Origin of the sequence: Micromonospora sp. URMC 106 (assembly GCF_051386395.1) — a bacterium.
GTDB lineage: Bacteria > Actinomycetota > Actinomycetes > Mycobacteriales > Micromonosporaceae > Micromonospora.
This window is the reverse complement of the sequence record NZ_JBPQTP010000014.1, coordinates 1-23637: the sequence shown is the minus strand read 5'-3', so window position 1 is coordinate 23637 and position 23637 is coordinate 1. Positions and strand designations below refer to the sequence as shown.

The 23637-nt window shown below is 71.7% G+C and carries 22 protein-coding genes and 1 tRNA gene; 9 read left to right on the top strand and 14 right to left on the bottom strand.

Going from position 1 to position 23637, the window contains the following annotated elements:
- Positions 1–113 precede the first annotated feature (113 nt).
- Both ACSNOB_RS07175 and ACSNOB_RS07170 read left to right on the top strand, forming a co-directional pair.
- Positions 114–647 (top strand): PadR family transcriptional regulator, encoded by a 534-nt coding sequence (locus ACSNOB_RS07175; protein ID WP_436685809.1) that lies wholly within the window; start codon positions 114–116, stop codon positions 645–647.
- A complete protein-coding gene (locus ACSNOB_RS07170; protein ID WP_436685808.1) occupies positions 631–1266 on the top strand; it encodes a GyrI-like domain-containing protein in 636 nt (211 codons plus the stop codon). Before ACSNOB_RS07175 ends, ACSNOB_RS07170 begins: the two co-directional genes overlap by 17 nt.
- Positions 1267–1437: 171 nt before the next feature.
- Here the strand turns inward: ACSNOB_RS07170 and rpsA are convergent, their stop codons facing one another.
- Positions 1438–2928 (bottom strand): 30S ribosomal protein S1, encoded by a 1491-nt coding sequence (gene rpsA, locus ACSNOB_RS07165; protein ID WP_091105097.1) that lies wholly within the window; start codon positions 2926–2928, stop codon positions 1438–1440.
- Positions 2929–3330: 402 nt separating this feature from the next.
- Between rpsA and ACSNOB_RS07160 the strand changes: the two genes are divergently transcribed.
- The 3 genes from ACSNOB_RS07160 to ACSNOB_RS07150 all read left to right on the top strand — a co-directional run bounded on the left by ACSNOB_RS07160 (position 3331) and on the right by ACSNOB_RS07150 (position 4954).
- On the top strand, positions 3331–4137 hold the full coding sequence (locus ACSNOB_RS07160) for a class I SAM-dependent methyltransferase (RefSeq protein WP_436685807.1): 807 nt from the start codon (positions 3331–3333) through the stop codon (positions 4135–4137).
- 177 nt (positions 4138–4314) lie between these two features.
- Positions 4315–4536: a DUF2945 domain-containing protein gene (locus ACSNOB_RS07155; RefSeq protein WP_393103673.1), complete on the top strand. Its 222-nt coding sequence runs from the start codon at positions 4315–4317 to the stop codon at positions 4534–4536.
- Positions 4523–4954 (top strand): DUF3140 domain-containing protein, encoded by a 432-nt coding sequence (locus ACSNOB_RS07150; protein WP_436685806.1) that lies wholly within the window; start codon positions 4523–4525, stop codon positions 4952–4954. The genes ACSNOB_RS07155 and ACSNOB_RS07150 overlap by 14 nt, the downstream gene beginning before the upstream one ends.
- Before the next feature lie 207 nt (positions 4955–5161).
- Here ACSNOB_RS07150 and polA read toward each other — a convergent pair whose 3' ends face one another.
- The 11 genes from polA to ACSNOB_RS07095 form a co-directional block, all read right to left on the bottom strand.
- Positions 5162–7861, bottom strand: coding sequence for a DNA polymerase I (gene polA, locus ACSNOB_RS07145; protein ID WP_436685805.1), 2700 nt, complete (start codon positions 7859–7861; stop codon positions 5162–5164).
- An 87-nt stretch (positions 7862–7948) separates the two neighbouring features.
- A complete protein-coding gene (locus tag ACSNOB_RS07140; protein WP_436685804.1) occupies positions 7949–8758 on the bottom strand; it encodes an amino acid ABC transporter ATP-binding protein in 810 nt (269 codons plus the stop codon).
- Complete coding sequence (locus ACSNOB_RS07135; protein WP_436685803.1) at positions 8755–9735, bottom strand: amino acid ABC transporter permease; 981 nt, start codon at positions 9733–9735, stop codon at positions 8755–8757. Before ACSNOB_RS07135 ends, ACSNOB_RS07140 begins: the two co-directional genes overlap by 4 nt.
- 2 nt (positions 9736–9737) lie before the next feature.
- Positions 9738–10649 carry an ABC transporter substrate-binding protein gene (locus ACSNOB_RS07130; RefSeq protein WP_436685857.1) on the bottom strand — a complete coding sequence of 304 codons (912 nt, stop codon included), beginning with the start codon at positions 10647–10649 and terminating at the stop codon, positions 9738–9740.
- Positions 10650–10691: 42 nt separating this feature from the next.
- Positions 10692–11402, bottom strand: coding sequence for an ABC transporter ATP-binding protein (locus ACSNOB_RS07125; RefSeq protein WP_436685802.1), 711 nt, complete (start codon positions 11400–11402; stop codon positions 10692–10694).
- Positions 11392–12237, bottom strand: a complete 846-nt coding sequence (locus ACSNOB_RS07120) for an ABC transporter ATP-binding protein (protein WP_393103659.1) — start codon at positions 12235–12237, stop codon at positions 11392–11394. Before ACSNOB_RS07120 ends, ACSNOB_RS07125 begins: the two co-directional genes overlap by 11 nt.
- Positions 12230–13339, bottom strand: coding sequence for a branched-chain amino acid ABC transporter permease (locus ACSNOB_RS07115; protein ID WP_393103657.1), 1110 nt, complete (start codon positions 13337–13339; stop codon positions 12230–12232). The genes ACSNOB_RS07120 and ACSNOB_RS07115 overlap by 8 nt, the downstream gene beginning before the upstream one ends.
- Positions 13336–14286, bottom strand: a complete 951-nt coding sequence (locus ACSNOB_RS07110; protein WP_393103655.1) for a branched-chain amino acid ABC transporter permease — start codon at positions 14284–14286, stop codon at positions 13336–13338. The genes ACSNOB_RS07115 and ACSNOB_RS07110 overlap by 4 nt, the downstream gene beginning before the upstream one ends.
- Positions 14287–14406: 120 nt before the next feature.
- A complete protein-coding gene (locus ACSNOB_RS07105; RefSeq protein ID WP_393103653.1) occupies positions 14407–15567 on the bottom strand; it encodes a branched-chain amino acid ABC transporter substrate-binding protein in 1161 nt (386 codons plus the stop codon).
- A gap of 259 nt (positions 15568–15826) precedes the next feature.
- Positions 15827–16996 carry a hypothetical protein gene (locus ACSNOB_RS07100; protein ID WP_436685801.1) on the bottom strand — a complete coding sequence of 390 codons (1170 nt, stop codon included), beginning with the start codon at positions 16994–16996 and terminating at the stop codon, positions 15827–15829.
- Between the two features lie 72 nt (positions 16997–17068).
- Positions 17069–17689: an ANTAR domain-containing response regulator gene (locus ACSNOB_RS07095; protein ID WP_074474379.1), complete on the bottom strand. Its 621-nt coding sequence runs from the start codon at positions 17687–17689 to the stop codon at positions 17069–17071.
- A gap of 81 nt (positions 17690–17770) precedes the next feature.
- Here ACSNOB_RS07095 and ACSNOB_RS07090 point away from each other — a divergent pair.
- Together ACSNOB_RS07090 and ACSNOB_RS07085 are read left to right on the top strand one after the other, a co-directional pair.
- A tRNA-Leu gene (locus ACSNOB_RS07090) sits at positions 17771–17856 on the top strand.
- 29 nt (positions 17857–17885) lie between these two features.
- The gene (locus ACSNOB_RS07085) at positions 17886–18635 is read left to right on the top strand and encodes a transcriptional regulator (protein ID WP_436685800.1); all 750 of its coding nucleotides are present in this window, start codon (positions 17886–17888) and stop codon (positions 18633–18635) included.
- A gap of 134 nt (positions 18636–18769) precedes the next feature.
- On the opposite strand, the gene ACSNOB_RS07080 is transcribed toward ACSNOB_RS07085, so the two are convergent.
- The gene (locus ACSNOB_RS07080; RefSeq protein WP_436685799.1) at positions 18770–19948 is read right to left on the bottom strand and encodes a trans-sulfuration enzyme family protein; all 1179 of its coding nucleotides are present in this window, start codon (positions 19946–19948) and stop codon (positions 18770–18772) included.
- An 83-nt stretch (positions 19949–20031) separates the two neighbouring features.
- Here ACSNOB_RS07080 and ACSNOB_RS07075 point away from each other — a divergent pair, with 83 nt between their 5' ends.
- Both ACSNOB_RS07075 and ACSNOB_RS07070 read left to right on the top strand, forming a co-directional pair.
- Positions 20032–20511: an Lrp/AsnC family transcriptional regulator gene (locus ACSNOB_RS07075; RefSeq protein ID WP_436685798.1), complete on the top strand. Its 480-nt coding sequence runs from the start codon at positions 20032–20034 to the stop codon at positions 20509–20511.
- 70 nt (positions 20512–20581) lie between these two features.
- Entirely contained in the window at positions 20582–21592 is a 1011-nt protein-coding gene (locus tag ACSNOB_RS07070; RefSeq protein ID WP_393103643.1) for an LLM class flavin-dependent oxidoreductase, read from the top strand.
- 229 nt (positions 21593–21821) lie between these two features.
- Here the strand turns inward: ACSNOB_RS07070 and ACSNOB_RS07065 are convergent.
- A partial coding sequence (locus ACSNOB_RS07065) for a rhamnogalacturonan lyase (RefSeq protein WP_436685797.1) occupies positions 21822–23637 on the bottom strand: 1816 nt, incomplete at its 5' end.

Sequence of the window (23637 nt, the reverse complement as noted above, 5' to 3'; positions counted from 1 at the left end):
CCGCCGGCACCGGGTCGCCCGGCCGGGCCCTTTCCGCCCCGGCGACCCACCCCCGGGAGACATCCGGGGATCACCCGGCGGGATCCTCGCTATCCTAGCGGTAGGATATGCCCGTGGAACTGACGCCCGCCGAGCTGACCGTGCTCGGCTTGGTCATCGAACGCGCCCGGCACGGCTACGACCTGGAGCAGGTGATCGAGCAACGCGGCATCCGGCAGTGGTCCGACGTCGGCTTCTCCTCGATCTACTACCTGCTCGCCAAGCTGGAGAAGCGCGGTCTGGTCCACGTTCCCGAGGCCCCCGCCGCCCCGAAGTCCCGCCGCGTCTTCCACGCCACCGCCGAGGGCCGGGAGGTCGCGGCGCGCACGGCGCTGGCCCTCATCGAGGAACCGCGGCCGGTCCCGCACCCGCTCCTCGTCGGCGTCGCCAACCTGCTCCTGCTCTCCGATCGGGAGTACGCACAGGCGCTGCGCACCCGGCTCGCGCGGGTCGAAGCCCGCATCGAGTCGGTCCAGGCGGCCCGGCAGGCGCAAGCCCCCCTCCCGCCACCGGCGCGTGAGGTGTTCTCGTACTCGCTGAGCCTCCTGGAGGCAGAAAGGCAGTGGCTCGCCGCCCGAGCCCAGGTGCCCGATGACGGACAAGACTGACTTCAAGAGGACCCTCGACGCCTACCAGGCCGCCCGGGGCCGGTTCCGGGTCCTGGACGTGCCCGACACGCAATACCTCATGGTCGACGGCCACGGCGACCCGAACACCGCACCGGCGTTCACCGCCGCCGTCGAAACCCTCTACCCGGTTGCCTACAAGCTGAAGTTCGCCAGCAAACGGGACCTCGGACGCGACTACGTCGTCCCGCCGCTGGAGGGCCTGTGGTGGGCCGAGGACATGGCGTCCTTCACCGCGGCACGCGACAAGTCACGGTGGGACTGGACGCTGATGATCATGGTCCCGGAATGGATCGACCAGGACATGTTCGCCGCCGCCGTCGAAGAGGCCGGGGCCAGGAACCGCCCGTCGCGTCTCGACGACACCCGGCTGGAGACGCTGTCCGAGGGGCGGTGCGTGCAGACGCTGCACGTCGGTTCCTTCGACGACGAAGCCGAGGTGCTGGCGCGACTGCACCATGAGTTCGTGCCGGGCAACGGATTGCGGATGGCCGGCAGACACCACGAGATCTACCTCAGCGACTTCCGCAGGGTCGCACCGGAGAAGCAACGCACCATCCTGAGGCAGCCGGTCACCATCGCCGCCGCGACGAGCGCGTAGGTGCGACGACGACCAACCCGCCTCGCCACCCTGGCCGGCCCGGTGAGCCGCCCATCACGACCACGGACGACGTGACGCGGTGGTCCGGCGGGCCGGTGCGGGCAGACGGAGGGGCCCCGCCCCCGGCGATCTCGCGATCGCGGGGACGGGGCCCCTCCGTCGTTCAGCGGGTCACTTGCCGCCGGCGAGCTTCTCCCGCAGAGCGGCGAGCGCCTCGTCGGTGGCCAGGGTGCCGGCCGGCTCCTCGGCCTGGCGGCTCGGGGCCGCGCTGGTCGAGGTGGTGGTGCCACCGGTGACGGCCGGAGCCGGGTTGGCAGCGGCCTCGGCGTCGGCGGCCCGGGAGGTCTGCACCTGCTTGGTGTGGGCCTCCCAGCGCTGACGCGCCTCGGCGTACTGCTGCTCCCAGGTCTCGCGCTGCTTCTCGTACCCCTCGAGCCACTCGCCCGTCTCCGGGTCGAAGCCCTCCGGGTAGATGTAGTTGCCCTCGGCGTCGTAGGTCGCGGCCATGCCGTAGAGGGTCGGGTCGAAGTGCTCCTCGCCCTCGACGAAGCCCTCGTTGGCCTGCTTGAGCGACAGCGAGATCCGGCGGCGCTCCAGGTCGATGTCGATGACCTTGACCATGACCTCGGAGCCCACCTGGACGACCTGCTCCGGGATCTCCACGTGGCGCTCGGCCAGCTCGGAGATGTGGACCAGGCCCTCGATGCCGTCGTCCACCCGGACGAAGGCGCCGAACGGCACCAGCTTGGTGACCTTACCCGGCACGATCTGCTGGATCGCGTGGGTGCGGGCGAACTGACGCCACGGGTCCTCCTGCGTCGCCTTCAGCGACAGCGAGACCCGCTCGCGGTCCAGGTCGACGTCCAGGACCTCGACCTCGACCTCCTGGCCCACCTCGACGACCTCGGACGGGTGGTCGATGTGCTTCCAGGACAGCTCGGAGACGTGCACGAGGCCGTCCACGCCGCCCAGGTCGACGAACGCGCCGAAGTTGACGATCGAGGACACGACGCCCTTGCGGACCTGGCCCTTCTGCAGCTTGTTGAGGAACTCGGTGCGCACCTCGGACTGCGTCTGCTCCAGCCAGGCCCGGCGGGACAGGACCACGTTGTTGCGGTTCTTGTCCAGCTCGATGATCTTGGCTTCGAGCTCGCGGCCGACGTACGGCTGCAGGTCCCGCACGCGACGCATCTCGACCAGGGAGGCGGGCAGGAAGCCGCGCAGCCCGATGTCGAGGATGAGGCCACCCTTGACCACCTCGATGACCGAGCCGCGGACGACGCCGTCCTCGTCCTTGATCTTCTCGATGGTGCCCCAGGCCCGCTCGTACTGCGCCCGCTTCTTGGAGAGGATCAGACGACCCTCCTTGTCCTCCTTCTGGAGGACCAGGGCCTCGATGTGGTCACCAACCGAAACGACCTCGGCCGGGTCCACGTCGTGCTTGATCGACAACTCCCGAGAGGGGATGACACCCTCGGTCTTGTAGCCGATGTCGAGCAGGACCTCGTCCCGATCGACCTTGACGACGGTGCCTTCGACAATGTCGCCGTCGTTGAAGTACTTGATGGTCTCGTCGATGGCGGCGAGGAAAGCTTCCTCGGAACCGAGATCGTCGTGGGTGACCCGGGTGGCGCTCGAGGGGGCCTCGATGCTGCTCGTCATGTGGGCGGTTGCTCCGGTCGGATGGTGTGTCACAGCAGGCTGGTGTCGCGGTGACCTGTTCGCGCCAGCGGATCCGTCGCCGGGCACACCGATAGATCGAGTGAGATCATGGAGTAACTCCGCCAGTGGTCCCGGAGACCGCGCACCTGCTCCCTGCCGAGGCACACGATCCGCGAGCGCATCGTCTAGCCTACCCGCTGCATTACCACAGCGTGCAAGCCCTCCCGTCCTCTCGCCGCCGCGCCACCTGCGAAAGCGGAGATATCGGCAGGAAGCAGCCCCAGGTGTCGCCTCCGTCACAACAGCCCCACCCGAGACGGTAGCGCCGCCCACATCGCGGCGCACCCCGGGGGCCGGCCGCCCGCCGTCGCGCCGGGTGGGCCCGGGGCCTAGCGTGAGCGGGTGGATGACGACAGCCGGGTGACCCGGCGCCGGGTGGCCGACGCCGAGGCGCGCCGGGCCAACCGCCGCTGGTGGGACGCCGACGCGGACGACTACCAGGCCGAGCACGGCGGCTTCCTCGGGGACGTGGACTTCGTCTGGTGCCCCGAGGGGGTGCGCGAGGCGGACGTACGGCTGCTGGGCGAGCTGACCGGGCGGCGGGTGCTGGAGGTCGGCTGCGGCGCCGCGGCCGCCGCGCGGTGGCTGGCCACGCGGGGCGCCCGGCCGGTCGCGATGGACCTCTCCGCCGGCATGTTGCGGCACGCCGCGCTCGCCGCCGGACGCACCGGCGTACGCGTGCCGCTGGTGCAGGCCGACGCGCTGGCGCTGCCCTTCGCCGACGCCGCGTTCGACACCGCCTGTACGGCGTTCGGGGCGATCCCGTTCGTGGCCGACTCGGCGGCGGTGATGCGCGAGGTGTTCCGGGTGCTGCGCCCCGGCGGCCGCTGGGTGTTCTCGGTGACCCACCCGATGCGGTGGATCTTCCTCGACGACCCCGGCGAGGGCGGGCTGACGGCCGTGCACTCGTACTTCGACCGTTCCCCCTACGTCGAGCAGGACGAGACCGGCGAGGCCACGTACGTCGAGCAGCACCGCACGCTCGGCGACCGGGTCCGCGAACTCGTGGGCGCCGGGTTCCGCCTGGTCGACCTCGTGGAGCCGGAGTGGCCCGAGGGGCACGAGGGGATCTGGGGGCAGTGGAGCCCCCTGCGCGGCCGCCTCTTCCCCGGCACCGCCATCTTCGTCGCGGAGCGGCCGGCGTCGTGACCGACCGGACACGAGGTGCGCTCCGGCCCGGCCGGGCGGGTCGCCGTACGAACCGGTCGCCAGCGGCGCCGAACTGATCGAGCTGTCGAACCGTTCGAGATCAGGCGTCCAGTCGCCGAGATCACCCGTACGCCGGTGCCGTCGTTTCCGCCCGGCGACGCCGGGTACCCGCGCGGCATGGCCGAGCAGAACGAGTTCCGCGAGGGTGACCACGTCTCGTGGGCCAGCCACAGCGGCCGGGCGTACGGCGTGGTCAAGGAGAAGATCACCGAACGGACGCACGTGCGCGGGCACACCGTGAACGCGTCCCCCGACGACCCGCAGTACCGGATCCGCAACGACGACTCGGGCCGGGACGTCGCCCACCGACCGGAGGTGCTGCGCCATGAGCAGGGCTGACGAGGGCCGGGACACCTACCGCGAGTTCACCGAGGCGGTCAACATGAAGCCCGGCGAGCTGTCGAAGTGGCTGGAGACCGACGAGTCGAAGCACGTCGGCTGGCGGAAGAAGGGCACCAGCGGCGGCGAGTCGGTCGGCCACGAGTCCGGCCGGAAGATCATCGGCCTGCTGCGGCGCAAGCGCACCGAACTCTCCGAGGGCGACTACCGGCACATGCGCAAGGTCGTCGGGTACGTCCGCCGGCACATGGCGCAGCGCCCGTCGGGCGACGTCCGCAACACCAAGTGGCGCTGGTCCCTGATGAACTGGGGGCACGACCCGCTCAAGGCCCCGCTCCCGGCGCCCGGCGGCCGGTCCAGGCAGGCCCTCGAGCGGCGCGGCGCCCCGCCGAAGGAGCGCCGGGGACCGGGACGCTGAGCCGCGCACGGCCGGACGCCGCCCGCGCCGGGACGCCGAGCCGCGCACGGCCGGACGCCGCCCGCGCCGGGACGCCGAGCCGGGGACCGCGTGCGGCCGCACGGCGCCGGCCGCGCCGGGACGCCGAGCCCGCGACCACGCGCGGCCGGACGCCGCCCGGCCGGCCGGGCGGACCGGCACCGGGCGCCGTCCGGCGGCGACGGCCCGTCAGTGGTCGGCGCTGTTCCAGTCGTGCCCCTCGCCGACGGAGACCTCCAGCGGGACCGACAGCGGGTACGCCCCGCCCATCTCCCGCCGCACCAGCGCCTCCAGGGTCTCCCGCTCGCCCGGCGCGACCTCGAAGACCAGCTCGTCGTGCACCTGGAGCAGCATCCGCGAGCGCAGTCCGGCCTCGCGCAGCGCGGTGTCGACGTGCAGCATGGCCACCTTGATGATGTCGGCCGCCGAGCCCTGGATGGGGGCGTTGAGCGCCATCCGCTCGGCCATCTCGCGGCGCTGGCGGTTGTCGCTGACCAGGTCGGGCAGGTAGCGCCGACGCCCCAGGATGGTCGAGGTGTAGCCGTCGTGCCGGGCGCGGGCGACGACCTCCTGGAGGTAGTCGCGCACCCCGCCGAACCCGGCGAAGTAGTCCTCCATCAGCCCGCGCGCCTCCTCGGCGGTGATGCCGAGCTGCTGGGAGAGGCCGAACGCGCTCAGCCCGTACGCCAGGCCGTAGTTCATCGCCTTGATCTTGCGCCGCTGGTCGGCGGTCACCTCGTCGAGGGGCACCGCGAAGACCGACGAGGCGGTGGCGGCGTGGAAGTCGGCGCCGGAGTTGAACGCCTCGATCAGCGCGTCGTCCGACGACAGGTGCGCCATGATCCGCATCTCGATCTGGCTGTAGTCGGCGGTGAGCAGGCACTCGTAGCCCTCCCCGACCACGAAGGCGCGGCGGATGCGCCGCCCCTCCTCCGTGCGGATCGGGATGTTCTGCAGGTTGGGCTCGGTCGAGGAGAGCCGGCCGGTGGCCGCCACCGTCTGGTTGAAGGTGGTGTGGATGCGGCCGTCGTCGGAGACCGACTTGAGCAGCCCGTCGACGGTCGTCTTGAGCTTGGCGACGTCGCGGTGGCGCAGCAGGTGGGCCAGCACCGGGTGCGGGTTCTGCGCGTAGAGCCACTGCAGGGCGTCGGCGTCGGTGGTGTAGCCGGTCTTGATCTTCTTGGTCTTGGGCAGGCCCAGCTCGCCGAAGAGGATCTCCTGCAACTGCTTCGGCGAGCCCAGGTTGAACTCCCGCCCGACCGCCGCGTACGCCCCCTGCGCGGCAGCCTTCACCTCGGCGGCGAAGTGCGCCTCCAACTCGGAGAGGTAGTGCGTGTCGGCCGCGATGCCGGTGCGCTCCATGGCGGCGAGCACCCGCATCAGCGGCAGCTCCACCCCGGCCATCAGCCGGGCGGACTGCTCACCGTCGCGGGACAGCTCGGCGTCGATCGCGTCGGCCAGGTCGAGGGTGGCCCGGGCCTGGAGCATGAGGTTCTGCTCCGCCTCGCCGTCGTTGCCGAGCCCGTCGAGGGTGAGCTGGCCGGTCTCCGGGGCGTCCACCCGCAGCTCGCGGTGCAGGTAGCGCAGCGCAAGGTCGGTCAGGTCGTAGGAGCGCTGGTCGGGGCGGGCCAGGTAGGCGGCGATCTGGGTGTCGCGCAGGATGCCCGCCAGGCCCCAGCCGTGCGCGGCGAACGCGAGCACGGCGGGCTTGCTGTCGTGCAGCACCTTGGGCCGCGCCTCGTCGGCCAGCCAGGCCGCCAGGGCCGCCTCGTCGGCCGGCTCCAGCGCGGCGGGGTCGAGCCACGCCGCCGCGCCACCGGCGGTCGCCAGGGCCATGCCGGTCACCGTGGCGGTGTGCCGGCGGTTGGGCCCGGTGTCGAGCTTCACGGCAACACCCACCGGGGTGCCGGCCGGCGCGTGCGTCTCCAGCCAGCCCGCCACCGCCCCGGGCGCGGTGAGCACCTCGCCGGTGAGGTCGAAGCCGGACTCGGCCTCCGGCTCCACCGCCTCCAGGTACTGGTAGAGCCGGTCGCGCAGGATGCGGAACTCGAGGGTGTCGAAGACCTGGTGGACCGCCTCGCGGTCCCATCCCTGCCAGCGGGCGTCCTCGGGACGCAGCGGCAGCTCCAGGTCGGAGACGAGGCAGTTGATCTCGTAGTTGCGGATCACGTCGGCGAGCCGCTCGCGCAGGCTGTCGCCGGCCTTGCCCTTGATCTCGTCGGCCCGCGCGATGACCCCGTCGACCCCGCCGTACGTGTTGATCCACTTCGCGGCGGTCTTCGGGCCGACGCCGGGGATGCCGGGCAGGTTGTCGCTGGTCTCGCCGACCAGGGCGGCCAGGTCGCGGTAGCGCTCGGGGGCGACGCCGTACTTCGCCTCGATCGCCGCCGGGTCCATCCGGGCCAGGTCCGAGACGCCCTTGCGCGGGTAGAGCACGGTGATCCGGTCGCCGACCAGCTGGAAGGCGTCCCGGTCGCCCGTGCTGATCAGCACCGACATGCCCTGGTCGCGGGCCTGGCAGGCGAGGGTGGCGATGATGTCGTCGGCCTCGTAGCCCTCCTTCTCCACCACCGGGATGCGCAGCGCCGCGAGGACCTCCTTGACCAGGCTCACCTGGCCCTTGAAGTCGGTCGGGGTCTCGCTGCGGCCGGCCTTGTACTCCGCGTACTTCTCGGTGCGGAAGGAGCGGCGGGAGACGTCGAAGGCGACGACGATGTGCGTCGGCTGCTCGTCGCGCAGCACGTTGATCAGCATCGACGTGAAACCGTAGACCGCGTTGGTCGGCTGCCCCGTCGTGGTGGAGAAGTTTTCCACCGGCAGGGCGAAGAACGCCCGGTATGCCAGGGAGTGTCCGTCGACGAGGAGCAGGCGCGGCGTCGTAGCTGTCACGCGAGCGACTCTAGCCGCCCGCCCCGACACTCCGGGACACCGGCACGGGCGCCGGCGCGGCCCGGGCGGGCCGCGCCGGCGTCCCGGTCAGAGCACCTTGGCGAGGAACGCCTTGGTCCGGTCGTGCCGGGGGTTGGCGATCACCTCGCGCGGGTTGCCGGACTCGACGACCACGCCGCCGTCCATGAAGACCAGCGAGTCGCCGACCTCCCGCGCGAAGCCGATCTCGTGGGTCACCACGATCATCGTCATGCCGTCGCGGGCCAGGTCCTTCATCACGTCGAGCACCTCGCCGACCAGCTCCGGGTCGAGCGCGCTGGTGGGCTCGTCGAAGAGCATCAGCTTCGGCTGCATGGCCAGCGCCCGGGCGATCGCCACCCGCTGCTGCTGGCCGCCCGAGAGCTGGCCGGGATAGTTGCCGAGCTTGTCGCCCAGCCCCACCCGCTCCAGCAGGGCGGCGGCCCGGTCCCGGGCGGCGGCCTTGGACTCCCGGCCCAGCAGCACCGGCGCCTCGGCGACGTTCTGCAGGGCGGTCATGTGCGGGAAGAGGTTGAACCGCTGGAACACCATGCCGATCGCCCGGCGCTGGGCGGCGACCTCCTTCTCCCGCATCTCGTGCAGCTTCCCGCCGCGCTCGCGGTAGCCGATCAGCTCGCCGTCCACCCAGATCCGACCGGCGTTGATCTTCTCCAGGTGGTTGATGCAGCGCAGGAACGTCGACTTGCCGGAGCCCGAGGGGCCCAGCAGGCAGCACACCTCGCCGCTGCGGACCTCCAGGTCGATGCCCTTGAGCACCTCGATCGACCCGAACGACTTGTGCACCTGCTCGGCCCGGACCATCGGCCCGGACTCCACCGCCGGCCCACCGGCCTGCGCCGGCACCGTCAGCTCGGTCATGCGCCGTCCACCTTCCCGGTCGTGCCGCCGCTCTCCGCCGCGATCCCGCGCAGCCTGGTCCTCGCCCGCCCGCTGCGCCCGACGCCCTTGGCGAAGTGCCGCTCCAGGTAGTACTGCCCCACCAGCAGCACGCTGGTCAGCAGCAGGTACCAGATGGTCGCCGCCACCAACATCGGGAAGACCTGGAACGTCCGGCTGCCGACGGCCCGGAGCTGGAAGAACAGCTCGGCCGAAACCGGCACGAAGGCGACCAGCGAGGTGTCCTTGAGCATCGCGATGGTCTCGTTGCCCGTCGGCGGAACGATCACCCGCATGGCCTGCGGCAGCACGATCCGGCGCAGGATCTGCCCGCGCCGCATGCCGAGGGCCTGCGCGGCCTCCGTCTGCCCCTCGTCGACCGACTGGATGCCGGCCCGCACGATCTCCGCCATGTAGGCGGCCTCCGACAGGCCCAACGCCAGCATGCCGGCGACGAAGCCGGTGAGGATGTCGACGGAGGAGAAGCCGAACAGCCGCGCCTCGAAGTCGTCGACCCCGAACAGGGCACCGATCTGCCGGTCGAAGGGCAGGCCGAACTCGATCCGGGCCCAGAGGATGCCCAGGTTGCCGAAGAGGATCGCCAGCACCAGCCGGGGCACCGCCCGGAAGAACCAGGTGTACGCCCAGGCGACGCCGCGCAGGACCGGGTTCTCCGACAGCCGCATGACGGCGAGCACGACGCCCAGCACGACACCGATCAGCATCGAGGTCACCAACAGCGCGATGCTGCCGCGCACCCCCTCCATGATCGGCGGGCGGAACATCTCGTCGACCATGAACGACCAGTTGAACGCCTTGTTCGTCACCAGCAGGTGGACGAACATGGCCACCAGCACCCCGATCACGGCGACGGCGACCCACCGCCCGGGATGCCGCACGGGCACGGCCCGGATGGGTTCCGGCCGTGCCCGCTCGGGTGTGTCTGTCTCGACCGACATGGTCAGCTGGTCGGGTTCAGCGCCGGGGTCGCGATGGCGCCGCCCTCGACGCCCCACTTCTTCAGCGCGGTCTCGTACGTGCCGTCGGCGATGACCGCCGCGACGGCCTCCTTCAGCACCTCGGCGAACGCGGCCTGGTCCTTCTTCACCGCGTAGCCGTAGGGGGCGGACTCGTAGATGTCGCCGAGCAGCTCCAGCTGGCCGTTGCTCTGCTTCACCGCGTACGCGCCGACCGGGGAGTCGGCCAGCATGGCGTCGTCCTTGCCGCTGACCACGGCGGCGGTGGCGTCGCTCTGCGCCTGGTACTGGTCGATGGTGATCGCCGGCTTGCCGGCCTCGGTGCACTTCTTCGACCGGGCCTTGATGTCGTCGAGCTGCACGGTGCCGACCTGCACGGCGATTTTCTTGCCGCAGGCGTTCTCGGAGTCGACCTTGGCCGGGTTGCCGGCCTTCGTCGCCCACTGGGTGCCGGCGGAGAAGTAGCTGACCATGTTGACGGTCTTCATCCGCTCGGCGTTGATCGTGAACGAGGAGACGCCGATCTCGTACTTGCCCGAGTCCACGCCGGGCAGGATCGAGTCGAACGGCGCCGACTCGTACTCGGCCTTCAGGCCGAGCTTCTGCGCGACGGCGTTGAACAGCTCGACGTCGAAGCCGACGACCGTCTTGCCGTCGGCGTCCAGGAACTCCGCCGGGGCGTACGTCGAGTCGGTGCCGACCTTGATCACGCCGTCGGCCTTGATGGCGTCGGGCACCTTCGCGGCCAGCGCCGAGTCGGCGGCGGCGGTGACGCTGGGACCGGCGCCGGGCTGCTCGGTGTTCTCCTTCTCACCGCAACCGGCGATCGAGAGGGCGAGCAACGCGGCACCCGCGGCGCCGAGCACGGCCCGGCGGCCACCAGTGATGTGGAAGATGTGGAACATGTCGTTCTCCTTGCGATGAGGGGTGGCGGCAGGTCAGGCCACGCCGAGGTATGCCTCTTTGACCGCCGGGTCGTGCAGCAGGTCCGCGCCGGTGCCGCTCTTGACGATCCGGCCGGTCTCCAGCACGTACGCCCGGTGCGCGCGGGCCAGGGCCTGCTGGGCGTTCTGCTCGACCAGCAGGATGGTGGTGCCCTGTTCGTTGATCTCCGTGATGATGTCGAAGATCTGCTGGATCAGCATCGGCGCCAGACCCATCGAGGGCTCGTCGAGCAGCAGCAGCTTCGGCCGGCTCATCAGCGCCCGGCCGACGGCGAGCATCTGCTGCTCACCGCCGGAGAGGGTACCGCCGGGCTGCTTGCGCCGCTCGGCCAGGCGCGGGAAGAGGTTCAGCACCCGGTCGAGGTCCTGGGCGATGCCGGCCCGGTCCCGCCGCGTGTACGCGCCCATGTCCAGGTTCTCCAGCACCGACATGCCCGGGAAGATGCCCCGGCCCTCCGGCGCCTGGCACAGCCCCCGCCTGACCCGCAGGTCGGCCCGGAGCTTGGTGATGTCCTCACCGTTGAACCGGATGCTCCCGGTGGCGACCGGCCGGATGCCGGAGATCGCCCGCATCGTGGTCGACTTGCCGGCGCCGTTGGCGCCGATCAGGGCGACGATCTCGCCCTCGTCCACCGTCAGGCTGATGCCGTGCAGCGCCTGGATCCGCCCGTACAGCAGGCTCACATCGTCGATCTCAAGCAGCATCGTCCGGCACCCCCAGGTACGCCGCGATCACCTTCGGGTTCTCCCGCACCTCGGCGGGCAGCCCCTCGGCGATCTTCTTTCCGAACTCCAGCACCACGATCCGGTCGGTGACCCCCATGACCAGGCGCATGTCGTGCTCGATGAGCAGCACGGTCACGCCGGTGTCCCGGATCTGCCGGATGAGCTGGAGCAGTTCCTCCTTCTCCGCCGGGTTGAAGCCGGCGGCCGGCTCGTCCAGGCAGAGCAGCACCGGGTCGGTGGCCAGCGCGCGGGCGATCTCCAGCCGCCGCTGCTCGCCGTAGGAGAGGTTGCGGGCGAACTCGTGCATCCGCTTGCGGATGCCGACGAACTCCAGCAGGCGCTCGGCCTTCTCCCGGCCCTCGCGCTCCTCCTTCCAGTACCGCGGCAGGCGGAACAGCGCGGAGATGACGCTGGTCTTGTGGTGCGCGTCCGCGCCGACCAGGACGTTCTCCAGGGCAGTCATCTCGGGGAACAGGCGGATGTTCTGGAACGTCCGCGCCATGCCCATCTTGGTGATCTGGTGCCGCTTCTTGCCGCTGATCTTCTCGCCGCGGAACCGGATCTGTCCCTGGGTGGGCTGGTAGATCCCGGTCATCGCGTTGAAGCAGGTGGTCTTGCCGGCGCCGTTCGGGCCGATCAGACCGAGGATCTCCCCCTTGTAGAGGGTGAAGTCCACCTCGTTCAACGCGACCACGCCGCCGAAGCGCAGCGTGACGTTGTCGACCTCCAGCAGCGGCTCCCGGGTGGGCACCGCCTCCACGGCCGGCGCGCCGGCCTGCGCCGGAACGGCCGGCGTCTGCTCGGTGTCACTCACCGACGGTCACCTCCTTGCGGCGGTCCTTGAACTCCGCCGCACGTCGTCGGTTCGGGATCAGGCCCTCGGGCCGGAAGATCATCATTACCACCAGCACCAGGCCGAAGAACAGGAACCGGTACTCGTACAGCTCGACGCCGAACAGCTCGATGCCGCGGAACCGCTCGATCATGTACGCCACCAGGCCACCGCCGACGATCGCGCCGACGATGTTGCCCGAGCCGCCGAAGATGACCGCGGCGAGGATGATGATCGAGTTCAGCAGCTCGAAGTTCTGCGAGTTGACGAAGTTCTGCTTGCCCGCGAAGAGCGCGCCGGCCAGGCCGGCGATCGCCGCGCCCGCCGCGAACGCCCACAGCTTGAACTTGAACGTCGGCACACCCATCAGCTGCGCCGCGTCCTCGTCCTCACGGATGGAGATCCAGGCGCGGCCGACCCGGCTGTGGGTCAGGTTCCGCACCCCGATCACGACCAGGATGATCACCGTGAGCACCAGCCAGTAGTACGGCCGGGCGTCGAGCACGCCGAAGACCGGCTTGCCGTCGGCGTACTGGCCGGGCGGGTGCGGGATCTGGTTGAAGCCCCGCTGGCCCTTGAGGAACTCCGAGCTGACCGCCCCGATCCGGATCATCTCGGCGAAGCCGAGCGTCACCAGCGCCAGGTAGTCGCCCCGCAGCCGCAGGGTCGGCGTACCGAGCATCACGCCCGAGACCATCGTCAGCGCGATCGCCACCGGCACCGCCAGCAGCCACGGCCACAGCGTCTTGATGTCGCTGCTCGGCGAGGTCAGCACCGCCACGGTGTACGCGCCGACGGCGAAGAAGCCGAAGTAACCGAGGTCGAGCAGGCCGGCGAAGCCGACCACGATGTTCAGCCCGACGGCCAGCAGCACGTAGATCGAGACGGTGAACATCACCTGCGTGAAGTTCGCACCGGGGGTCGGGATCGGCCCGAGGTACTGGTAGAACTCCTTGTTCGGCAGCGCGTAGAAGAACACGATCACCGCGGCCAGCAGCGCCCAGCGCACCCAGCGCGGCGCGCCGCGCCACCGTTCCCCGGCCGCCTCGCGGCCGGAGCGCACCTTCTCCAGGACGGTCGTCATGCCCGTGCCCTCCCCAGCGACTCACCCAGCAGACCGGTCGGCCGGAACATCAGCAACACCACCAGCAGCGCGAACGCGGCGAAGTCCTTCCACTCGCTGCCGAACAGGCCGGAGGCGTAGTTCTCCACGACGCCCAGCAGCAGGCCGCCGAGGAGCGCGCCGCGCAGGTTGCCGATGCCGCCCAGCACCGCGGCGGTGAACGCCTTCAGGCCGAGCAGGAAGCCGACGCTGTAGGTGAGGGTCTGGATCCGCACGTCGTAGAGCAGGCCGGCCACGCCGGCCATCGCGCCACCGGCGACGAAGACCATCATGATGATCCGGTCCTTGTTCACGCCCATCAGCGCGGCGGTGTTGGCGTCCTGGGCCACCGCCCGGATGCCGCGGCCGACCCGGCTGCGGTTGATGAACAGGTCCAGCCCGATCATCATCACCAGCGCGGACCCGAGGGTCAGCAGCTGGATCGCGTCGATCGGCACGCCGAAGACCTCGAACAGCGGCTTGGAGCTGACCAGCACCGGCGCGCCCTCCGGGCGGCGGCGGGTCCAGACGCCGAACGCCTCGGAGATGGCGATGGACGCGCCGATCGCGGTGATGAGGAAGGCCAGCGGCGGGGCGTTGCGCTTACGCAGCGGCCGGTACGCCACCCGCTCGATCACCGTCGCGGTGCCCGCCGAGGCGACCGCCGCCACGAGCATCGCCACCAGCAGGTAGAAGATGATCGTGCCGACCCCGCTGACCTGCGAGTCCTGGTTGAGGCCGAATCCGTTCCAGGTCCACAGCGCGGCGAACGCGCCGGCGATGAAGACCTCGGAGTGGGCGAAGTTGATGAGTCTCAGCACGCCGTAGACCAGCGTGTAACCCAGCGCGACCAGGGCGTAGATCGCACCCTGCGTCAGGCCGGTCGTCGTGAGTTCTCCGAAGTTGGAGAACAGTCCGTCGAAGTTCAAGGGAGGGACGCTCCATCAGGGTCTGGAGAGAAAAAGGGGGTGGGGGGGGGGGGGGGGGGGGGGAGCGAGCTCCCGGCCGCACCCGCGATCACAACTCAATCGCTGTAGCAGCGACCGGCGTCAGGACTTCGGGATCTCCTGGTCCGGGACGACCTTGCCGCCCTGGACCTTGAAGGCCCAGACCTTGACCTGCGCGGGGTCGAGCTCGCCGTTCTCGACGAACTTGTAGCTCGCCGCGACGCCCTCGCCGCTGTAGCCCTTCACGAACTCCAGCAGGCCCTCACGGGTGGTCTTGCCCGCCTTGATGCCGGCGAGCAGGATGTTCGCCGCGTCGTAGGCCGTGTCGCTGTAGGTGCCCGGGTCGGTGCCGGTGAGGGCCTTGTACTCCTGGGCGAAGGTGCCGCGCGCCTCGGTGGCCGGCTGGCACGGGCAGGTGAGGATGGTGCCCTCGGCCGCCGCCGCACCGGCGGAGGTGATGTACGCGGCGTCGTTCACGCCGTCACCGGCGACCAGCGGGGCGGTGACCCCGGCAGCGGTGAGCTGCTTGCGGATCAGGCCGGCCTCCTGGTAGTAGCCGCCGTAGAAGATCGCCTTCACGCCAGCGGCCTTGACCTTGGTGACCACGGCGGAGAACTCGGTCTGCTTGCCCTCGCCCTGGACCTTGTCGGAGCCGACGACCGCCGGGCCGAGCAGCTTCTTGACCTCGTCGGCCAGGCCGGCGCCGTACGCGGACTGGTCGTCGATGACGTAGACCTTGTCGGCCTTCAGCACGTTCTTGATGTAGTTGCCGGCCGCGGGGCCCTGGCTGAAGTCGTTGCCGACCGCGCGGAAGAAGGTCTTCCACTTCTGCTCCGCCAGGCTCGGGCGGGTCGCGGAGGGGGTGATGGTCACCAGACCGGCCTCGTTGAACAGCGGGCCGGCGGCCTCGGACTCACCCGAGTAGGCCGGGCCGACGATGCCGAGGATCTTCGTGTCGTCGATGGCCTTCTGGGCCAGACCCGGGGCCTGGTCCGGGCTGCCCTGCGAGTCCAGGGAGACCAGCTCGACCTTGCAGTTGGCGTTTTCCTTGTTGTACTTGTCGACGGCCAGCTTGACGCCGTTGTTCTCGTTGATGCCGAGCGCCGCCGAACTGCCGGTCAGCGCACCGAAGAACGCGATCTTGCTGCCACAGGCGTCGCCGCCGGACGCCGTGTCGTCGCCACCGCTGGAGCATGCGGTGCCGCCGGCGACGAGCGCCAGCATGGCCACCCCACCGATAACGCGCGCGAGCTTCTGCCTCAAGGCCCGAACCCTCCTCCGTCCCATGGTCCGAACCACCCGCTGCCTATTGGCCCTTGCGGGGGCGGACGAACCAGACCGTCGTCGCCGGTCTGGGGCCGGACGCTATCCCACCTTTCAGCTGTGATGAAAGCCCCAGGGGAGCGGGTTGACCGAACCGTTACACGGCGTGGCGGATTGGAAACGATCGCTGTAAGAACCGTCGGTCGTGAAAGCCTTTCACCTTCGTTTCGTCGGTAACGGGCCAACGCCCGGCGACCCCCTACCGATCGATGGTTGGCAACCCCACCCACCAGGCACGGGACTCCTGGCCGTCATCGGCGACCAACAGTATTCGATCTCCCCGAGCCGCCACCGACACCGCCGAGTTCCCGCCGTCCGGCACCGCGCCGGGCATCGCCATCGTCCGCCACGAATCCCCCGAATCGACCGAGTACCACAGTCCGTGACCGCCGCCGTCCCCCGTCACTGCCACCAGACCGCGCCCGGCCGCCACCAGGCCGTCGACCGACGACACCCCCGGCCCGGGCCCGCCGAACCCGCCGACCCGCCGCCACTCACCGCCGGCCAGCCGCCAGGCCGCGAACCCGTCGCGCACCGGACCCACCGCCACCAGCCCGCCGTCGCCGACCGACGCCACCCGCTGCGCCTGACCACGCCCGTCCGGAACCGGCAGCGCCACCCGCCGCCAGGCCCGCCCGTCGGCCGAGGACCAGGCCAGGGGCGCCAGCGCCGTCGCGCCCGGCGGCAGCACCGCCCCCACCACCCACCAGCCCGACGGCACGGCCACCGCGTCGTACGCCACCGTCCGGCCGCGCCCGTCGCCGGCGAGCTCCGGCACGCCCTCCCGGATGGTGAACCGCCCGCCGTCCGCGGACGTCCAGACCGCCGCCCCGTCGACCCGCGCCCCCGCGATCAACCAGCCCGCCGGCCCCGCCGCCAACCGGGCCACGCTCACCGCCCGCGGCCCGGCGTACAGCTCGAACGGGGCCGGCACCTCCCGCAGCGCGCCGCCCGGCTCCAGCGCCCAGGTGCCCGTGCGGGGGTTGCCGTGCACGCCGCCGTTCTTCGCCCCGAGCGCCGCCAACCGGTCCCCCCGACAGGCGGCCGCGTACAGCACGTGCTGCCGGCCGTAGAAGCTCGACGCCGCCACCGGCAGCGCCGACCACGAGGCGCCGTCGGCGCTGCTCCAGGCCGCCGGCCGGGTCTCCCCCGCCGCGTCGGCCAGCCCACCCACCACATACCACCGGCCGTCGCAGGCCACGGCGTCGCGCAGCAGCGGCCGACCGGCCGCGCCCGGCGGCGCGGGCAGGCTCAGCGCCTGCCACTGCGGGCGCAGCGGCTCGTCGGCGGGCTCCGCCGGGGCCCGGTCGCAGCCGGCCGACAGCACGGCGAGGACACCCAGCACCGCCACCAACCGCCGGATCCGCATGGGATCAGATGCTATCGATCGGTGGGCCCGGCGCGGAGCCCCCGCACGCCGATCCCGGCGTGTCGCGCCGCGTCAGGAGGCCGGCTGCGTGACCTCGCCGCCCGCGGTCTCGGCGAGGATCCGCTCGGCGACCTCCTTCATGGTCATCCGGTGGTCCATCGCCGTGCGCTGGATCCACTTGAACGCCTGCGGCTCGGTCATCCCGTACGTCGTCATCAGCGCGCCCTTGGCGCGCTCGACGGTCTTGCGGATCTCCAGCCGGTCGGTCAGCCCGGCGACCTCCGCCTCCAGGGCGGCGATCTCCGAGTAGCGGGACAGCGCGATCTCCACCGCCGGCACCAGGTCGCTCTTCTGGAAGGGCTTCACGAGATACGCCATCGCGCCGGCCGCCCGCGCCCGCTCCACCAGGTCGCGCTGGCTGAACGCGGTCAGGATGATCACCGGGGCGATCCGGGCGCCCGCGATCCGCTCGGCGGCGGCCAGCCCGTCCATGATCGGCATCTTGATGTCGAGGATGACCAGGTCGGGCTTCAGCTCCTCGGCGAGCCGGACGGCGGTCTCGCCGTCACCGGCCTCCCCGACCACCTCGTAGCCCTCTTCGACCAGCATCTCGGCGAGGTCCAGCCGGATGAGCGCCTCGTCCTCGGCGATCAGTACGCGCCTGCGCTCGGCGTCCGTCTGCGTCTCGGCCACGAGCCACTCCCACCATTGTTCCCGGCACGGCTACCACCCATGCTCCCGCATGAGCGTAGTCGGGTACAGTAAGCGGCACTCGCCGGGATGGTGGAACGGCATACACGGAAGTCTCAAACACTTCTGCCCGAAAGGGCTTGCGGGTTCGAATCCCGCTCCCGGCACCACTGTCATACAGCTGTTCCATGATGCGCGGGTGCACCCACCCGAGATGCGGGCCCGTGCCCGCGCCCTCCGCGCCCGAGGAAGCGACATCCGGTCGGTTGCCCGCGCCCTGTCCCTGCCCTACACCACCGTCTGGCACTGGTGCGTCGACCGGCCCGAGCCGCGCATAACCGGCACCGCCGCCCGCTGCTTCCGCTGCTCGCCCGATGTCGGCTACCCGACCGAACCGGCGGCCTACTCCTACCTCCTGGGCCTCTACCTCGGCGACGGTCATCTGGTCACCACCGACAGGGTGCCGGTCCTGCGGATCTACTGCGCCGACGCGTGGCCTGATCTGGTGGACCTCTGCGACGCCGCGATGAAGGCCGTGCTCGCGAACAAGGTCCAGCGGATACAGAAGAAGGGCTGCGTGGCGGTGCAGAGCACGGGCAAGCATTGGCCGTGTCTGCTTCCGCAGCACGGGCCGGGCAAGAAACATGAGCGGCCGATCGTCCTCCGCGACTGGCAGAGAAGGATCCTCACGGCGCACCCCGGCTACTTCCTGCGGGGCCTCTTCCACTCGGACGGGTGTCGAGTCAGCAACCGGGTGACGGTGCGCGGCAAGGCGTACGTCTACCCGCGCTACATGTTCGTCAACGAGTCGGCCGACATCATGGGCCTCTGCCAGTGGGCGCTCGACCTGCTCGGGGTCGCCTGGCGGATGAACCGCCGCAACTCCCTGTCGGTCGCGCGCCGCGAGGCGGTCGCCACCCTCGACCGCCACGTCGGCCCGAAGTCCTGACCCGCCCGTCCCCCGCTGTGCGACCCGCTCGGAGGGGCGGGCCACCGCCTCGCGACCGGCTGCCCGCCCGACCCGGCTGGCTTCGGCTCGCAGGGGCGGAAGTGCCGAGCTGCCGGGCGCGCGGAGACGCCGGCTCAGCCGAGTTCGGCGAGCGCCCGCGCCAGGTCCACGCGCAGGTCCTCCGGGTCCTCCAGGCCGACGGAGACGCGCAGCAGCCCGCCGACGGGCTTGGCCTCGCCCTCGACCGGGCGGTGGGTCAGCGACGCCGGGTGCTGGATGAGCGTGTCGACGCCGCCCAGCGACACGGCGTGGGTGATCAGCTGGCAGGCGTTCGCGACGGCGGCCGCGGCGGGCGCGCCGCCGCGTACCTCGAAGGCGAGGAGGCTGCCGGGGCCGGCCATCTGCCGGCCGACGAGCCCGGCGGGATCGTGCAGCGACGGGTGGTGCGTCCGCGTGACGGCGGGGTGGGTGGCGAGCCAGGCGGCGAGTTTCTCGGCGCCGGCCTGCTGGGCGCGGACCCGCACCGGCAGGGTCTGCAGGCCGCGGTGCAGCAGGTACGCGCCGAGGGGGTGCAGGATCGCGCCGGTGAGGGCGCGGACCTGGCGCAGCCGGGCGGCCCAGTCGGCGTCGCAGGCGACGACGCCGGCGAGGACGTCGCCGTGTCCGCCGATGCCCTTGGTGGCGCTGTGCAGCACGAGGGCGGCGCCGTGGCGGGCGGGCTGCTGGAGGACGGGGGTGGCGACGGTGTTGTCGACGAGCAGGGGGACGTCGCCGGCCGCCTGGGCGAGGGCGGCGATGTCGACCAGGTCGAGGGTGGGGTTGGCCGGGGTCTCGGCGATCACCAGGGCGGTGTCGGGGCGGACGGCGGCGGCGACCTCGTCGGGCCGGGCCCAGGTGACGGTGGTGCCGAGCAGACCGGTGGCGAGCACGTGGTCGGTGCCGCCGTAGAGCGGGCGGACGGCGACGAGGTGGCGCTTGCCGTCCCGGGTGGCGGCGAGCAGCGTCGCGGTGAGGGCGGCCATGCCGCTGGCGAAGGCGACGGCGTCGGTGGTGCCTTCGAGGTCGGCGAGGGCGGTCTCGAAGCGGGCGACGGTGGGGTTCCACAGGCGCTGGTAGACGGCGCTGCCGCCGGCGGGGAGGGTGCCCCCGGTGGCGAGGGTCTCGTACGCGTCGCCGCCGGCGTCGACCGAGGGCAGCGGATTGGTGGTGGAGAGGTCGATGGGTGGCACGTGGACGCCGAGGGCGGCGAGGTCGTCGCGGCCGGCGTGCACGGCTCGGGTGTCCACGGTCGTCATGCGGGAAGGATCGAACATAGCGTCGGAGCACGGCAAGTCATCCGAAGATGATTCGGTAAGGTTGCTTTCGATGGCCTGCCGATTCGATGGAGGATGTCTCCATGCCCCTTGCGACGAATGATGTGCGGCGGTTCGCGGCCCTGGACGACACCGACCGGGCGATCCTGTCGGAGCTGGCGGCCGACGGCCGGTTGCCGAACAACGCCCTCGCCGAGCGGGTCGGCGTGGCCCCCTCGACGTGCCTGACCCGGACCCGCGCCCTGCGGGAGTGCGGGGCGATCCGGGGGTTCCACGCGGAGGTGGACCCGGCGGCGGTGGGGCTGCCGTTGCAGGCGCTGGTGTCGGTGCGGTTGACCGCGCACGAGCGCGCGGTGGTGGACGCGTTCCGGGCCCGGTCGGTGCGGCTGCCGGGGGTGGTGTCGGTGTTCCACGTGGCGGGCGCGGAGGACTACGTGCTGCACGTGCGGGCCGCGTCGGCGGACGCGTTGCGCGACTTCGTGCTGGACCATCTGGCGGTGGACCCGGCGGTGCAGCACACCCAGACGAGCCTGATCTTCGAGCAGGCCCGGGGCCAGGGCTGAACGGCAGACCGCGGCGTGGCCTTGGTTGCCCCGGGGAACAATTCGGGGGCCGGGCGGGTTGGCCAGCTGTGTGATCAACGTACCGCTGTCTGTTCTTGACCTTGCCCCGGTCGCGGCCGGCGCCACGGCCGGCGAGGCCCTGCGGCACACCACCGAGCTGGCCCGCCGCACCGAGGAGCTGGGCTACCACCGGTTCTGGGTGGCCGAGCACCACAACATGCCGGGGATCGCGAGTTCCGCGCCGGCGGTGCTCCTCGCGCACCTGGCGGCGCACACGTCGACGATCCGGCTGGGCTCGGGCGGGGTGATGCTGCCCAACCACGCGCCGCTGGTGGTGGCCGAGCAGTTCGGCACCCTCGACGCGCTGCACCCGGGCCGGATCGACCTGGGCATCGGGCGCGCCCCGGGCACCGACCAGGTGACCGCGCTGGCGCTGCGCCGGACGATGGAGGGGCTGTCGGCGGAGGGTTTCCCCCGCGAGCTGGCGGACCTGATGAACTACTTCGACGGCGAGCGGCCGGGCCCGATCACCGCCACCCCCGGTCGCGGCCAGCAGCCGGCGATCTGGCTGCTCGGCTCCAGCGGGTTCAGCGCCCAACTGGCGGGGACGCTGGGTCTGCCGTTCTCGTTCGCGCACCACTTCAGCTCCCAGCACACGCTGCCCGCGCTGGCGCTGTACCGGCAGAGCTTCCGGCCGTCGCGGTGGCTCGCCGAGCCGTACGCGATGGTGGCGGTCAACGCGGTCTGCGCGGACACCGACGAGCGGGCGGAGTGGCTGGCGGGGCCGAGCGCGCTGTCGCTGCTGCGGCTGCGCTCCGGTCGTCCGGGCCCGCTGGTGACGCCGGACGAGGCGGCGACGTACCCGTACACGGAGATCGAGCGGGAGTTCGTGCGGCAGCGCCGGGAGGGGCAGGCGATGGGGTCGCCGGAGACGGTACGGCGGCAGCTCGGCGAGCTGCTGGCGCGCACCGGGGCGGACGAGCTGATGCTGACCACGCTGGTGTACGACGTGGCCGACCGGGTGCGCTCGTACGAGCTGATCGCGGCGAAGGTGGCCGGTGGCCTGCGCCGGAACGGCTGAAACACGATCTTCACGTCGCCGTCACCGGGGAGACGCGCGGGCCGCCTAGGTTTGTCCCCGGTGGTGGTACGGCATCTCCGGTCGGGACGGGTCGGGGATGCCGCGGTGTGGGGCACCGGGCCGCGGCTGTGCGGATTCCGCGGCCGCGGCCCGGTGCCTGTCCCACGCCGTCGCTGGCGCGAGCGCCGGCCGGGCGGGACGCGGTCCCGGCCGGTCGCCCGGGCGGGGTTCAGCGCAGGTAGACGTTCGGCGTGGGCGGGGTGGGCATCCCGTCGCCGAGGAAGAAGCCCGGGTGCGGGGGCTGGTTGTAGCCGGTGTTCTGCCAGGCGACCGCGACCCGGTACTGCGGGTCGTGCATCAGCGTGTGGATCCGGGTGTCGGTGGGTGCGGGCGTGGTGTGGATGCGCAGGGCCCGGCTGTCGCTGGTACGCCAGACGACCTCCTCCCGCCAGTCGCCGAACAGATCGGCGGAGAGCGCCGGGGTGGACTTGGTGCCGTTGTTGGCCGCCACTCCGCTGCCGGTGAGCAGGCGCGTGTCGCCGCCGGTGCCGTACTTGTCGATCCGGGTGCCGTCGAGCAGTTCCCGGACGGGGTCGCCGTCCCACCAGACGAGGAAGTTCGCCGACGACGGCCTGCGCCCGACGGTGGCTCCGGTGGTGCCGTAGAGGTTGTCCATGTGGGTGCCGGCGCCCCAGAACTCGGCGCCGGGGCTGCCCGCGTGGACGTCGGCGGCGACGCCCCGACCGGGGCCCTCGGCTCCCCCGTTGTTCGGCCGCTGCCAGACGACCTGACCCGTACGGGCGTCGTGCAGGTCGGCCGCCGGCTGGCTGCCGGACTCGTGGATGGTGAAGACCTCCAGGCCGGCGCGGTGCGGGACGAGGTCGCCGACGTGCAGGGCGTCGCCGTGGCCGAGGCCGGTGGCGTACATCAGGCGGCCGTTGTCGTCGACCGTGGCGGAGCCGTACACGATCTCCTGCCGGCCGTCGGCGTCGACGTCGGCGACCGAGAGGTTGTGGTTGCCCTGACCGGCGGCGGCGCCGTTGCCCGAGGCGTTCGAGTCGAAGGTCAACCGCTTGCGCAGGGTGCCGTCGCGGAAGTCCCAGGCGGCGATGACCGCGCGGGTGTAGTAGCCGCGGGCCATCACCAGCGAGGGGCGCTGCCCGTCGAGGTAGGCGGTGGCGGCGAGGAAGCGGTCGACCCGGTTGCCGTAGCTGTCGCCCCAGGAGGAGACGGTGCCGCGCGGGGGGTCGTAGTCGACGGTGGAGAGCGCCGCGCCGGTGCGCCCGTCGAACATGGTGAGGTACTCCGGGCCGGTGAGGACGTAGCCGCTGGAGTTGCGGTGGTCCGCCGTCGCGGAGCCGATGACCTGGCCGGTGCCGGAGCGGGTGCCGTCGGCGGTCTTCATGGCCACCTCGGCGCGGCCGTCGCCGTCGTAGTCGTACACCTGGAACTGGGTGTAGTGGGCCCCGGCGCGGATGTTGCGACCCAGGTCGATGCGCCACAGCCGGGCGCCGGTGAGGGTGTACGCGTCGACGTGGACGTTGCCGGTGTAGCCGGACTGCGAGTTGTCCCTGGCGTTCGACGGTTCCCACTTGACCACGAACTCGTAGCGGCCGTCGCCGTCGAGGTCGCCGACGCTGGCGTCGTTGGCGGCGTAGGTGTAGCTCTCCCCGCTCGGGGTGACCCCACCGGCGGGCACCTGCAGCGGCACGTCGAGGTGGCCGGCGGGGAACTGGAGCGCCGGCGCGGAGGGGGGCTGTTCCACGCCGGCGACGACGGCCCGCACGGTGTACGACGCCCCGCCGGCCGCCCCGGCGTCGAGCCAGGTCGTGGCGCCCGTGATCGGCGCGCTGTTCACCCGGGTGCCGTCGCGGTAGAGGTGGAACGACACCCCGGAGGTCTCCGTGCCGAGCAGCCGCCAGGAGACCAGGTTCCCGGTGCCGGAGCGGACGCTGACCAGCCCCCGGTCGAGGTCCTCCATCTGCTTCGCGCCGGGCGGCTCCGGGGAGGTCACCGGGCGCTGTCCCACCGTCGCCCAGTAGTCG

Coding starts and splice junctions, on each gene's coding strand:
- ACSNOB_RS07170 (WP_436685808.1), top strand. CDS start 631: ATGACGGACAAGACTGACTTCAAGAGGACCCTCGACGCCTACCAGGCC.
- rpsA (WP_091105097.1), bottom strand. CDS start 2,928: ATGACGAGCAGCATCGAGGCCCCCTCGAGCGCCACCCGGGTCACCCAC.
- ACSNOB_RS07155 (WP_393103673.1), top strand. CDS start 4,315: ATGGCCGAGCAGAACGAGTTCCGCGAGGGTGACCACGTCTCGTGGGCC.
- ACSNOB_RS07150 (WP_436685806.1), top strand. CDS start 4,523: ATGAGCAGGGCTGACGAGGGCCGGGACACCTACCGCGAGTTCACCGAG.
- ACSNOB_RS07140 (WP_436685804.1), bottom strand. CDS start 8,758: ATGACCGAGCTGACGGTGCCGGCGCAGGCCGGTGGGCCGGCGGTGGAG.
- ACSNOB_RS07135 (WP_436685803.1), bottom strand. CDS start 9,735: ATGTCGGTCGAGACAGACACACCCGAGCGGGCACGGCCGGAACCCATC.
- ACSNOB_RS07125 (WP_436685802.1), bottom strand. CDS start 11,402: ATGCTGCTTGAGATCGACGATGTGAGCCTGCTGTACGGGCGGATCCAG.
- ACSNOB_RS07115 (WP_393103657.1), bottom strand. CDS start 13,339: ATGACGACCGTCCTGGAGAAGGTGCGCTCCGGCCGCGAGGCGGCCGGG.
- ACSNOB_RS07100 (WP_436685801.1), bottom strand. CDS start 16,996: ATGCGGATCCGGCGGTTGGTGGCGGTGCTGGGTGTCCTCGCCGTGCTG.
- ACSNOB_RS07080 (WP_436685799.1), bottom strand. CDS start 19,948: ATGTTCGATCCTTCCCGCATGACGACCGTGGACACCCGAGCCGTGCAC.
- ACSNOB_RS07075 (WP_436685798.1), top strand. CDS start 20,032: ATGCCCCTTGCGACGAATGATGTGCGGCGGTTCGCGGCCCTGGACGAC.